The organism is Bacillus sp. EE-W1, from assembly GCF_009760835.1.
In the GTDB taxonomy this organism is placed as follows: domain Bacteria; phylum Bacillota; class Bacilli; order Bacillales; family Bacillaceae_G; genus Bacillus_A; species Bacillus_A wiedmannii.
Map to the genome: position 1 here is coordinate 39,054 of NZ_WIPE01000054.1, position 13,080 is coordinate 52,133.

Consider the following 13,080-nt stretch of genomic DNA (forward strand, 5'->3'; position numbering starts at 1 on the left):
AACACCGTGTTAATAGTGATTAAAATCACAATATGTACTATACAATTCAGTTAAACTAAAAACAGTTAAGGAAATAGAGGAGTGGGATACAATGTTAAGTGCAAAAACAATTGAAATCGTAAAGTCAACAGTACCATTATTACAAGAAAAAGGCGTTGAAATTACAACGAGATTTTATCAAATTTTATTTTCGGAACATCCGGAGTTATTGAATATTTTCAACCATACAAATCAGAAAAAGGGAAGACAACAACAAGCGCTAGCGAATGCTGTTTATGCAGCTGCAACGTATATTGATAATTTAGAAGCTATTATTCCAGTTGTAAAACAAATTGGTCATAAGCATAGAAGTTTAGGTATTAAAGCAGAGCATTACCCGATTGTAGGTACATGTTTACTACGTGCAATTAAAGAGGTCGCAGGTGCACCTGATGAAGTTTTAAATGCATGGGGAGAAGCTTATGGTGTCATTGCTGATGCATTCATTAGCATTGAAGCAGAGATGTATGAAGAAACGGCACATAAAGAAGGTGGATGGAAAGATTTCCGTAACTTTGTGGTTGTTAAAAAAGTGAAGGAAAGCGACGTTATTACATCATTTTATTTAAAACCTGAAGATGGTGGGCAAGTTTCTTCATTCATCCCAGGACAATATGTAACGATTCAAATAAATATAGAAGGTGAAACGTATACACATAATCGTCAATATAGTTTATCAGATGCTCCTGGAAAAGAATATTATCGTATTAGTGTAAAGAAAGAAAAAGGTGTAGATACACCGGACGGTAAAGTATCTAACTACTTACACGATCATGTAGAAGAAGGGGATATGTTACCAGTAAGTGCACCAGCAGGAGATTTCGTATTAAATATGGATTCAACATTACCAGTTGTGCTAATTAGTGGTGGAGTAGGTATTACACCAATGATGAGTATGCTAAATACGTTAATTGAACAAAACTCAAAACGTAATGTATGTTTTGTTCATGCAGCGATAAATAGTAATACACATGCAATGAAAGAACACGTTGAGACAGTAGATAATGAATACGAACAAGTTAAAGCATACACTTGCTATTCTGCACCAACTGAAAAAGATATGGAAATGAAGAACTTTGATAAAGAAGGTTTCATTGAAGCTGAATGGTTACAAACTATTATTCCGACAACTGAAGCAGAATTTTATTTCTGTGGTCCCGTACCATTTATGAAGCATATAAATGCTGCACTAACTAATTTAGGTGTGGAACAAGAGCATATTCATTATGAATTTTTCGGTCCAGCAGCAAGCTTACAATAGATGAAGTTTGAAATAAGTAAAAAACGAGGTATTATTTTACCTCGTTTTTTATTTGTTCTCGTAACAGCCGATTTACCGTTTCACGGCGTATACCTATGAGTTGACCGATTTCAGTTTGTGTTAATATTTCATATATAGGAATGTCACCTAAATATAGTGTGAACCATTCTTGTAAACGATGTAGACGTTCTTTCGGAGAGACGGTTGTCAATTGATCGATACGCTGTTGCATCATTCTTAATTTTGATTGTAGTTGCATAGCAATATTTGCATATGATGCAGGATTTGCCTGAAGTTGATCGTACCATTCATTACTAATTATAGGTTCAACTTCTGTTTTCATTAAAGCGATTGCTGTACCGTGATATTCCTTCGGTGAAATTAAAGAATGGTGAGGTATCGTTTCACCTGGAACGATAATGTTGAATAGAAATGGTGTTCCATCTTCTTCTATCCGTACTACTTTTAATAAACCTGTTTTTATAAAATATAAAGGACCGTCCTCGCCTTGACGGAATAGTACATCTCCTTTGTGTAGAATCAATGTTAGCCCCCCATTTAAACATTTCTATTTCTTCTATTTTAGCGTATATGTATAAAGACAATATGCTTTTAAATAGCAATTTCATTGACGAAATATATGCTATTACAGTAGTATACTATTTAGTGTGTAATAGTACTAGCAATGAATACGCTGTAGGGGGTTTAGTATATTGTTAGATGCGATAAAAATGACGGATATGAGAATTCCGGCGAATGCTATCATTCATGTAGAAGAGATGAAAGGTGGAGTCGTGTTATCCGTTGAAGTAGACGGCCAAATTATTTATACGATGGCTTATGATGAAGAAACAGATAGTTATGCTGAATTATATGATCGAAACGATAAGAGGGCGTGCCAAGTACATGAGGATTTTATGGGATGGTCACTTCTTCACTAAAAAAGATGTCAATATGACATCTTTTTTTATTAAAACGATAGAATATACAAAGAAATGAAATATAAGGATAAAATTTGTAATAAATGATTTTGCATTGTTAGCACTTTGTAACTGCAAGTGAATTATTTTTTCGCTATCATAAAGATAACAGTCGCAGTTATAGGAGTGGTCAACTTGAAGAAAGTACATATTTCCAATTATATGTTATTATGTGTTTGTTTAATTTTATTTGTTCTCTTAGGAGGATTTTTATATTCATGTGTATAAGAAAAACGCATTCTAAAAAGAACGCGTTATAAAAAAGAAGTAATGATTAATCTAGTTCCAAGAATGATTAATGTGATACGTAATAAATTAATTACGGCATTACCACTTAATTTTGTATTAATATAAGCCCCGATTTTCCCGCCAATCCATGCACCAGGAATAAGAATTAATGCGTAAACCCAGCTGACATTTCCAAGGGAGATGTGAGTTGCAGAACTTACAATTGCTGATAAAAAAACGATAAACATCGAAGTTGCTACAGCAATATGTGCTGGGAATGCAAAAAGTAGCATCATTGCTGGAACAAGTAAGGCACCGCCGCCAATTCCAAATAATCCAGATATAAAACCAACTATAAAGGCGATAAAGATAGCGAGAAGCGGTGGAAATTGATAGTGTACAGTGTTTCCTTCGTTATCTGTAAAAGAACGCTTAATTACCGTCATATTTGATAAAGAAAGGGGGTTTAATTTGTCTCGTAACATAAGAAGGATGGAGACAAAAATAAGGAAAATCCCAAAATATAAAGAAAATGTATCTTGGTTTAAAAATTTGTTTGCCCACGAGCCGATGATACCACCAGGGCCACTCCCGATAAATAAAATAAGTCCACTTTTGTAATCTACTCGTTTATGCTTCATATAAGTAAGGGTGGAAGATAGTCCTGTAAAAACGACTGTTACCATTGAAGTTCCTACTGCAAGTTGTGGTGATAGACTGTGTAATCCGATTAATAACGGAACAATAATAATTCCGCCACCAAGCCCGACTAGACTCCCGACTGTCCCGGCGATTAACCCGATGAAAAGTAACATGATGTATTCCAAAATTTCCAACTCCTCTATATAACTTATCCACCAATTATTATACACGCTTTTTAATAAGAAAAAGGTTTGTTCACAAAAAAGTCGTCTTCCTAGAAAAATAAGGAAGACGACTTTTAATTAAAAGATTAAGTGTAATAAAGCGTAAAATAATGCAGCTAACGAAGCTGAAATAGGAAGTGTAATAACCCATGTAATTAACATACGTTTTGCAGTTCCCCATTTTACACCTTTCACACGATGTGAAGCACCAACCCCTAAAATAGAAGAAGAGATAACGTGCGTTGTACTAACCGGTAAGTGAATGAATGTTGCGCCGAAAATAACAAGTGATGATGATAAATCAGCAGCTACACCATTTACAGGACGAATTTTCATAATTTGTCCACCGACAGTTTTAATAATTTTCCATCCGCCAACAGAAGTACCAAGACCCATTGCGATTGCACAACATAATTGTACCCAGAACGGGATGTCGTCAGAAGTATGATAGTTATTGGCCATAAGAGCCATCGTAATGATTCCCATTGCTTTTTGTGCATCATTCGTACCATGTGTATAAGCTTGTAATGCTGCAGTGAAAATCTGGAATAAACGGAAGTTTTTGTTCGTTTTCGTTAAATTAAAGTTTTTAAAGACCACTTTAAAAATACTGTATACGATATAACCAATAACAAAAGCGATAATCGGTGAAATGATTAAAGCTTCAAGAATTTTTATGAACCCTTTAAGATTTAATGAGCTAATACCGGCAGCAGCGATAGCTGCACCTGCGATTGAGCCGATAATTGCATGCGAAGAACTACTTGGAATACCGTAGTACCAAGTAATTAAATTCCAAGCTATTGCCGCAAGCAAAGCAGCTAAAATTACAAGAGAACCATTTTGCAAGGCAAATGGATCAACGATATCTTTTGTAATCGTTTTTGCTACACCTGTAAATGTCATCGCACCTAAAAAGTTCATAATAGCTGCCATAATAATTGCATGTCTAGGCTTTAGAGCTTTCGTTGAAACAGCCGTTGCAATAGCGTTTGCTGTATCGTGAAATCCATTGATAAAGTCAAAAGCTAAAGCGCAAATGACTACTAAAACGGTCAGTATCAAGAGTGTATCCATGATCAAACTCCTTACGCGTTCTTCATAATAATTGTTTCTAATACGTTTGCAACGCTTTGGCAGCTATCCGCTACTTCTTCAAGCTCTTCGTAAATCTCTTTGTATTGAATAATCTTAATCGGATCTTTCTCACGAGAGAATAAGTGCTTAATTGCATGACGGCGAATATCATCACATTGTGATTCGTAATCCTTAATCTTAATCGCGTTCGTACGAATGTCGACTAACTTCTTTTTAGACAGTAGTTCAACAGAATTTGCAATCTCAATCGCACATTGATTAATTGCTTCAACGAATTTAATCATGTATTCATCAGCTTCTGTAATAGAATACATTTCGAATAGACCAGCACTATGATCTAATCCGTCTAATACATCATCCATACTCATTGCAAGTTGTAGGATGTCCTCACGTTCAATTGGAGTAATAAACGCTTTGTTTAGCTCCATAATGATTTCGTGAATAAATGAGTCACCTTTTGACTCATACTCTTTCATGCGCATAGAAAACTCTTTTAAATCGCTAGCATTTTTAATTTTATACTCCACGAAAAACTGCGCGCCTTCTTTTAAATTTTCTGAAACATTCATTAACATTTCAGAAAATTTATCTTTTTTTGATTTAAATACCATTATTAGTTACCCCCACAAAAGTAATATATGTAAAATATATTGGCTAATCAATTCTAACAAAAAACTGTCGTTTTTTAAAACATTTTATCGAAAAGTTTACAAAAACTTAACATAACTCTCATTGTTGTATTAATAATATTAATAATCAATAGTGAATATCTTACTTGTAGAATGTCCTTTTCTTGCAAAAAGTATGAATGTGAAAGAAAAGCTTTACACTATAGGAACGACTACGTTATTATAATAAATTTAAAAGGAGGTATATTCTTCCTTTTGAAAAGAAGAGTGTAAACAAACGAAGGAAGTGAACGAATGAAATTGAAGAACACTCACTTAAAAAAAATGCAGGAGTGGTTCAACAAGAGGAAGAAACTTCGTAATTCATTAATTGTATTAGGGAGTTTACTCGCTACTCTATTTGTTGCTATAAATATAATAATTTCCATTCAAGACATATCTGAATTAAAACAAGCTGTTCCGCAACCGACCTTAATTTATGATGCAAATAATGAAGTTGCGACTAAATTAGCTTCTTCTAAAACAGAAGGTGTTAAAAGGAAAGATATTCCTGACATTATGGTTCAGGCAATTGTTGCAGTAGAAGATAAGGAGTTTTTTAACCATCACGGTATTTACTATAGTGGAATTATAAGTGCAGTTTTTAAAAATATTACAGCAGGAGAAGTTGTAGCAGGGGGAAGTACAATTACACAACAACTTGCGAAAAATGTATTTCTGACACAAGACCGCACATACTCTCGAAAAATAAAGGAATATTTTTTAACAAAAAAAATAGAGCGTACGTATACGAAAGATGAAATTATTGAAATGTATATGAACCAAATTTATTTTGGCGAAGGTGCTTGGGGTATAAAAAGGGCAGCTAAATCTTATTTTGATAAAGATGTAAAAGATTTAACGGTTTCAGAGGCTGCAACGATTGCTGGCTTGATTAAAGCACCGTCTGCATATTCACCATATAAAAACTTTAATAAGTCAATCGAACGACGTAATGTTGTATTAAGTTTAATGAAAGAGCAAGGATATATTTCTGACGAACAGTATAATAAAGAAAAAGAGAGCGGTCTTGTGTTAAAACGTGGTGTGGATGATAAATACAAAGGGAAATACTCTCAATATGTAGATTATATTGTTAGGGAAGCTATGGACAAGTACGAATTAACACAAAATGAAATTTTAGCAGGTGGTTATCGTATTTACACAGAGCTTGATCCGAAAAAACAACAGGCTGTAGAAGACGTTGTGAATAATGAGAGTTATTTCAAAGATAATGGCTCAGACCAGCTTATGCAAACGGGTGTAGTTCTTATGAATCCAAAAACAGGTGGTGTACCAGCTTTAGTTGGAGGTAGAGGACCGTATCAGTTTTTACAGTTTAACCATGCAACCCAATTAAAAAGACAACCTGGCTCAACGTTAAAGCCTCTGGCTGTATATGTACCAGCTTTAGAGCAAGGGTATGAAGTATACGATATATTAAAAGATGAACCATTTAATATTAAAGAATATAAACCGCAAAATAGTGATCACACTTTTCACGGTGATGTGACAATGTATGAAGCCGTGGCAAAGTCGTACAATGTTTCGGCTGTTTGGCTATTGGAACAAATTGGATTGGATAAAGGATTGAAATCTTTAGAGCGATTTGGTATTCCATTAGTGCCAGAAGATCGTACGTATCCAATTGCTTTAGGCGGGATGCATGTTGGGACCTCTCCATTTGTAATGGCTCAAGCATACAGTACATTTGCAAATGACGGTGTCCAAGTGGAAGCTCATGCGATTAGAGAGATACAAAATGCTGAAGGTGAAACAATTGGAAAGTGGTATAAGAAAGAGACACGAGTGACGAGCGAGAAAATTGCTCAAAAGATGACATATTTATTAAAAGGTGTTGTCGAAAAGGGAACGGGCGAAAAGGCGAAAGTTAATAATGTTGATACGGCCGGTAAGACAGGAACTACTCAAATTGTAAATGGACCAAGCACCGGTGCAAAGGATTCATGGTTTGTTGGATACACACCAGATTTAGTAGGTGCGATTTGGGTAGGATTTGATAAAACAGATAGCGATCATTATGTTCCAGGGGGGAGTCAAATTACGACGACAATGTTCCGGGATATTATGAAAAAAGCGAATGCCAATCCAGCTCAAAAAGCATTCCAGTTATCGCTCATATCTGAGGCTGATTATAAAAAACAATTGAATACAATAGAAGAGGAAAAACGAAGAAAAGAAGAAGAGAAGAGAAGGAAAGAAGAGGAACAGCAAAGAAAAAAAGAGCAACAAGAGTGGCTCGACAAAGTGAAAGAATGGATTCCTTCACTTTGGTAAAAGAAAGAGGCGAATAACGAAATTCGCCTCTTTTTCGTATGAGAAATTAAGTGAACTTTTAATCGGTGGGAGGAGCTGTATCTATCCCTACGAGTTGTTAGCCCATATTAATTGGGATAAATAGTATTACTCGTTAAGTGTAACATTTGTACTGCCAAAGGATTGAGAATCGTATGTGATGATTATTTTTCCTTTACTAATAGGTTCGTAAGGTAATTCTTCTTCGTAATTACCATTATTTTCATTATGGATAGAAAGCGTGATTTCATCAATTTCTTTATTTGTATACTGAACTTTAATCGTTTCAGCAATTTGAAGTAACGCTTCGGAACTAGCAGCTTTCGTAATAAGCATTCCTTTTATAACTTTTTTTTCATTATTTGAGGTATTGGAATAAGGGATGTTGCTTTGTTTTGCATACAAAAGTTTGTATGGAACAGTTTTTCTCTCTGCTTTTGATATAGTGGAATATTTTAGAGTTAAAAAAAATCCTACACATAAAATAATGCATACCATAAGAGCAATCCAAATGCGTATTAGTGACATAACTCTCATTTTCATCCCTCTTTCATATCTTTGACTTCACTATTTATCATACAAAATGAGGATTAAGACAGAGTAAATTTGAGGTAAAGAAACGTAAAGAAGGAGCACTTATCCTCCCAAATAAGTGCTCCTTTCTATATAAAGAGAGATTTAATGCACGGTTAAACGATACATATTATTATAAATATACTTATTGATTGAAAATTAGTAAATTCGGAATACGGATAGTGTTGCAGTTGTATCGCCTGTGTTAGGAATAGAAATAGTGTTTGCTGTAGGCTGTACAGCAATCGTTGTACCAGCTTGTAAAGTAACGATTGTAGAGAAAGAAACAGCACTACCGATAACGTTAGTTGAGAAGTTACGATTAGGTGGTTGGCCATTGAATGAAATACCGAATCCGAATGGTGAAGATCCTGGGAAAGTTGTAGACGCTGAGAAACTAATATCATATACGCCTGTTTCTAAAATTGTTAAAGTATCTGAAGTATCGTTGAAAGAGATATTAGTTAATTCAAAAACTTGATTGAATTGGATGTTTGTTCCAGGGGATATAGTTTGTGGATTTGAGTTTCCGATAGCTGCGATAGTTACAGGAATTGGAGTACCCGCTGCTCCTGTTGCGCCAGTAGCACCTGTTGCGCCAGCTGGTCCTTGAGCACCAGTAGCACCTTGAGCGCCAGCCGGTCCTTGAGCGCCAGTAGCACCTGTTGCGCCAGCTGGTCCTTGAGCACCAGTAGCACCTGTTGCGCCAGCCGGTCCTTGGGCACCAGTAGCACCTTGAGCACCCGCTGGACCTTGAATACCTTGAGCACCCTGAGGTCCAGTAGCGCCTTGAGCACCCGCTGGTCCCTGAGCACCTTGAGGTCCTTGAGCGCCAGTAGCACCTTGAGCACCAGCCGGTCCTTGAGGTCCAGTAGCACCTGTTGCTCCTCCTCCAAGGCAACCTGACCCGTATTGAACTAGGATAGTTTGGATCTCTGTTATGAGTTTAACTAGTTTGTCGATAGTGCAGCAATCTACTTTGAATAACTTAGCGATATACAATAAATAATTAAGCAAGCTTTGTAGCTCAACGTACAATGCTCCGCATGAGAAAGGTTTTGTTTTTAAAATAGTTAATAGATTAGCGATAATAGAATTTCCAATTTGTTTTTGTGCTGGAGATAAATCTAAGCAATTGAGGAATTTGTGTAGGTTATTTAGGGCAGCAATCAAGTTATCGATATTATTTTGAGAAGGGTTTTGAAAGACAGCTTGAATAGCTTGGCCAAGAGCTTGAAGAAGTCTAACGAATTCTGTAAGTTCGGACTTAGAGATGTTAATATAACTACAAGCTCTGACTTCGCAACAATCATTACCATAAAATACTTTTCCTTTCTTTCATAGAATCAATAGTCGTTACTATATATTAAAATGAAATTTATACTAAATTCGTGATGGACAAACTACCATTTCTAAAAAAATAAGAAATTGGCCCTCTTAGCAAAAATAAGTAAGATAAAGAGAAGGTTTATATAATGTAAAGACGAAAAATTCAGCATAAAAAACTGCATGCTAATTGTTGTAGGTATTTAACAATTGGCATGCAGTTTGTGGAGGAGTACCTCATTTGTAGTCATTTAATCTTTCAAGGGTTGTTTTAGGTAAAATTGGAATTGAAATAGTGAAAGTTGTACCATCTTGATTACTGGTCATTTTTAATGTACCGTTATGATTTTGAATAATTTTCTTCGTTACTGACAAGCCCAGTCCTGTGCCCGAATCTTTTGTTGAGAAGAATGGATCAAAGATATACTCTTGAATGGCTGTTGGAATACCAATTCCATTATCAGTGAAAGTAATACGAACAAAATTATCTAGGCGATAACTAGTAATTTGGATAGAAAGTTTTTTTTCACCTTGAGCATCGACAGCATTCTGAAATAGGTTTAAAAAAACTTGTACAAGTTCATGACGATCAATATGGACTAATACATCATCTAATTCGGTAGAAAAATTATAATCAATTGAAATATTATGTAAAAAGACTTCACTAGCTAGTAACTGTTGAATATACTCACGTAAAAATGTATTAATAGGAAACGGTTCTCTTGTAAATTCGCGTGTTTTTGAAATAGCTAAAAATTTTGTAATAATACTATTTGCGCGGTCTAATTCAGGAATAAGTAAGTTTTCAAATAATTCTTTATTAGATGGAGAAACAGTTTCTTGTAAAAATTGTAAATAACCTCGTACGGTTGTAAGAGGATTACGTACTTCATGTGCAATCCCAGCTGCAATTCGCCCTGCTAAAGAAAATTTCTCTGCATCACGTTCTGTGTTTAAATAATGAAAGACACTAATAACTCTAAAAATCTCTCCGTTATAATCACGAATAATTCGGTTATTTAAAATGCCATAGTTTTTGTCTAAAACTTCTTCATTATATATTTCTGTTCCCGTTCTTAATGTTTCAAGAGCTTTAATTTTTTCTTCTGGCAATTGTAGTAATTGTTGAATTGGCTTTCCGATTATATCATTTCGTACTACACCAAAATCATCTGCTGCAGCTTGGTTACATAAAGTGATATTTCCTTTAGCATCAACAAAGGTTACATGATGTGAAAAAGCATCAAAAATATGAATGAAGTATGTTTCAAGTTGCTCAAATAAAAATAATGAATCGCAAGTAAGTTGAAAATCAGCCTCTTTATTCTCTTTTTTTATGTTTTGAATGGAATGAGTCGTTCTCGTTTTCTTTATTTGTAAACCAATATGTGGATTTTTGTATGTGAAATGATGTGGTAATTGATTCACAAGTTCTTCATAAAAACGTACTTTATTTTCTAATTCTTCTATTCGTTTTTCATGAGATACAATATCATCGTTTGGAAGCATAAATAAATAACCCCTCAATTTAAAAATTCTTCCATCTAGTATATCATATTTTTATACGGATACTCTTAAAGAAGGGGCTACTTAATAAAATTGATTAGCTGAAGTGTTCGGGAAGTGAGTAGAATGAATAGAAGGTGAAGTTAAAAAGGGAGGGATATATTTGCTTTTCATTGGAGTGACAGGGTGGGGAGATCATGATTCTTTATATATAGATCCCTATGAAAATAGAAATAAATTACGAACATATAGTGAGTATTTTCCTATAGTGGAAGTGGATAGTTCATTTTATGCGATGCAACCTGCACGAAACTATACAAAATGGGCAATGGAAACACCGAAAGATTTTGCTTTTATAGTAAAAGCATATCAAGGAATGACAGGACATATGAAAGGTGAAATCCCTTTTTCTACGTTTGATGAGATGTTTGATGTGTACAAACAATCTATTCTGCCTTTAATAGAAGCTGATAAATTAAAAATGATTTTATTTCAATATCCACCATGGTTTGATTGTAAAAAGAAAAATGTGGATTTTCTTCGATATACGAAAGAAAAAATGGAAGGTTTACCGTGTGCCATAGAATTTCGAAATCAAACATGGTTTTATCCCGAAATGAAAGATAAGACGATACAGTTTCTAGAACATGAGAAATGGATTCATACCATTTGTGATGAGCCGCAGGCCGGGATAGGTTCGGTACCGCTCGTATTAGAAGTAACGAATGCAGAGATGGTGTTAATACGTTTTCATGGTAGGAATGTTCATGGGTGGCTTGATAAAGGGGAAAATTGGAGAGCGGTTCGTTGCTTATATCGCTACAACAATAAAGAATTAGAAGAATGGGTAGAAAGACTAGAGCAATTAAAAAAGAAGACAAAGGACATATATGTACTATTTAACAATAATTCGGGCGGAGATGCAGCGGATAATGCGAAACAGCTTATGAAAATGATGAACGTTACATATGGTGAGCCGAAGCCTGAGCAATTAAATTTGTTTGAATGATAATAAACAAGAAAGGCACTGTACAAACAGGGGGAATGTACAGTGCCTTTCTATATGAAAAAGAGGGGTAACAATGTTACTGAGCGTTTGGTTGATTCATCAATTGTTGGCTTCGTAATAAATGATAATGGTTATCATTATCATTGTCAATAGTTTTCCGAAAAATAAATAAAAAACTTTTTATGAGACATTACCGGGTAGGAAGATTCCTGATAAAAGGTTTGGCTGAAGCAAAGAAGTTTTTCGGGGGAGAATGCTAGTAAACTCCTAATAAAGTATCAAAAAAAAAGAACAGCAATTAATGCTGTTCTTTTCCAGTGACGAATTGTTGTAAATCAAAAGGAGTTATCGCTTGGATAAACTCTTTTGAGATAAGTGTTTGAACAAGAGTACTTTCAGAAATGGAAGCACCTGTTTTCTTTTCATAAGCTTGTTTTAATAAATCAAGTTTTTCAGCCGTTTCTTTCGGTAATTCAATTGTTAATGTGTTCATAATTTCTCCCCCTTACTATTAGAGTACCACTACAATATAGGAGAGACAAGAAAAGAGAATGTGAAACATAAAAAAGGTTACCATTTATAAATGGTAACTTTTTTTATGTATAAGAGTTATTAAGCAATACCGATATACTTTAAAGTTTTTGATGGAGTACTATGATCAAAGAAGTGTTGTAAAAATGCGATATCAACACCTGATTTGTATGCACAATATCCCCAAGTTTTTCGAAGTGTATGTGAGCTAATCCCTTCTAATCCAACTTCTTTTGCAGCTTTGTTTAAAATGTACCATGCATGTTGTCTCGTAATAGATTTCGTTCCTTTTTGAGACTTTAATAATGGTTCATTACGTTTCCAAGTTTTACGTTCTTTCATGTAGTCTTCGATCGCGTGCTGCAAGTCTTCATTTACAGCAAACCATTTATGTTTCTTTACTTTTTCATTGTAAAATAAAATGGAATGGCGAACATTTTCATGTTCATCGATTACATCACTAACTTTTAATTGTAAGATTTCACTTACTTTTAAGCCAGAATTTACAGCTAATACGAATAATAAGCCATCACGTTTCGAAGATTGTAAAAGTATATTTTTGATAGTTTCTAATTGTTTTTCATTTTGAATAGGTTGTCCTGCTTGTTTCATTTCACGCACTCTCCTCTTTTATGTGTGTAAAGGAAAGGATTAACTTGTTTCCTACTATAAAGGGAGA

Annotated in this window: 12 protein-coding genes and 1 pseudogene; 4 read left to right on the plus strand and 9 right to left on the minus strand. The window is 34.6% G+C overall.

Annotated features, from left to right (window positions below):
- Positions 1–91 precede the first annotated feature (91 nt).
- A complete protein-coding gene (gene hmpA / locus GFJ36_RS06610) occupies positions 92–1,300 on the plus strand; it encodes an NO-inducible flavohemoprotein (protein ID WP_097889745.1) in 1,209 nt (402 codons plus the stop codon).
- Positions 1,301–1,331: 31 nt separating this feature from the next.
- Here hmpA and GFJ36_RS06615 read toward each other — a convergent pair whose 3' ends face one another.
- Positions 1,332–1,844: a Crp/Fnr family transcriptional regulator gene (locus GFJ36_RS06615; protein ID WP_000600574.1), complete on the minus strand. Its 513-nt coding sequence runs from the start codon at positions 1,842–1,844 to the stop codon at positions 1,332–1,334.
- A gap of 169 nt (positions 1,845–2,013) precedes the next feature.
- Here GFJ36_RS06615 and GFJ36_RS06620 point away from each other — a divergent pair, with 169 nt between their 5' ends.
- Positions 2,014–2,241 (plus strand): hypothetical protein, encoded by a 228-nt coding sequence (locus GFJ36_RS06620; RefSeq protein ID WP_000882907.1) that lies wholly within the window; start codon positions 2,014–2,016, stop codon positions 2,239–2,241.
- 293 nt (positions 2,242–2,534) lie between these two features.
- Here the strand turns inward: GFJ36_RS06620 and GFJ36_RS06625 are convergent, their stop codons facing one another.
- From GFJ36_RS06625 to GFJ36_RS06635, 3 genes are all read right to left on the minus strand, one after another.
- Positions 2,535–3,335 carry a sulfite exporter TauE/SafE family protein gene (locus tag GFJ36_RS06625; protein WP_000455764.1) on the minus strand — a complete coding sequence of 267 codons (801 nt, stop codon included), beginning with the start codon at positions 3,333–3,335 and terminating at the stop codon, positions 2,535–2,537.
- 117 nt (positions 3,336–3,452) lie between these two features.
- Entirely contained in the window at positions 3,453–4,451 is a 999-nt protein-coding gene (locus GFJ36_RS06630) for an inorganic phosphate transporter (RefSeq protein ID WP_048544857.1), read from the minus strand.
- A gap of 11 nt (positions 4,452–4,462) precedes the next feature.
- Positions 4,463–5,083: a DUF47 domain-containing protein gene (locus GFJ36_RS06635; RefSeq protein WP_000231446.1), complete on the minus strand. Its 621-nt coding sequence runs from the start codon at positions 5,081–5,083 to the stop codon at positions 4,463–4,465.
- A 312-nt stretch (positions 5,084–5,395) separates the two neighbouring features.
- Between GFJ36_RS06635 and GFJ36_RS06640 the strand changes: the two genes are divergently transcribed.
- A complete protein-coding gene (locus GFJ36_RS06640) occupies positions 5,396–7,438 on the plus strand; it encodes a transglycosylase domain-containing protein (protein WP_088062680.1) in 2,043 nt (680 codons plus the stop codon).
- Positions 7,439–7,564: 126 nt separating this feature from the next.
- On the opposite strand, the gene GFJ36_RS06645 is transcribed toward GFJ36_RS06640, so the two are convergent.
- The 3 genes and pseudogenes from GFJ36_RS06645 to GFJ36_RS06655 form a co-directional block, all read right to left on the minus strand.
- Entirely contained in the window at positions 7,565–7,993 is a 429-nt protein-coding gene (locus GFJ36_RS06645) for a hypothetical protein (protein ID WP_088608746.1), read from the minus strand.
- Between the two features lie 195 nt (positions 7,994–8,188).
- Positions 8,189–9,364, minus strand: a pseudogene (locus GFJ36_RS06650) (Gly-Xaa-Xaa repeat protein); the annotation flags it as partial.
- A 228-nt stretch (positions 9,365–9,592) separates the two neighbouring features.
- Positions 9,593–10,864 (minus strand): ATP-binding protein, encoded by a 1,272-nt coding sequence (locus GFJ36_RS06655; RefSeq protein WP_000937261.1) that lies wholly within the window; start codon positions 10,862–10,864, stop codon positions 9,593–9,595.
- A 160-nt stretch (positions 10,865–11,024) separates the two neighbouring features.
- Here GFJ36_RS06655 and GFJ36_RS06660 point away from each other — a divergent pair, with 160 nt between their 5' ends.
- Positions 11,025–11,870, plus strand: a complete 846-nt coding sequence (locus GFJ36_RS06660) for a DUF72 domain-containing protein (RefSeq protein WP_000897338.1) — start codon at positions 11,025–11,027, stop codon at positions 11,868–11,870.
- A gap of 298 nt (positions 11,871–12,168) precedes the next feature.
- Here the strand turns inward: GFJ36_RS06660 and GFJ36_RS06665 are convergent, their stop codons facing one another.
- Complete coding sequence (locus GFJ36_RS06665) at positions 12,169–12,363, minus strand: DUF3924 domain-containing protein (RefSeq protein WP_001094861.1); 195 nt, start codon at positions 12,361–12,363, stop codon at positions 12,169–12,171.
- A 119-nt stretch (positions 12,364–12,482) separates the two neighbouring features.
- Positions 12,483–13,013 (minus strand): tyrosine-type recombinase/integrase, encoded by a 531-nt coding sequence (locus GFJ36_RS06670; RefSeq protein WP_000806231.1) that lies wholly within the window; start codon positions 13,011–13,013, stop codon positions 12,483–12,485.
- Between the last annotated feature and the right edge of the window lie 67 nt (positions 13,014–13,080).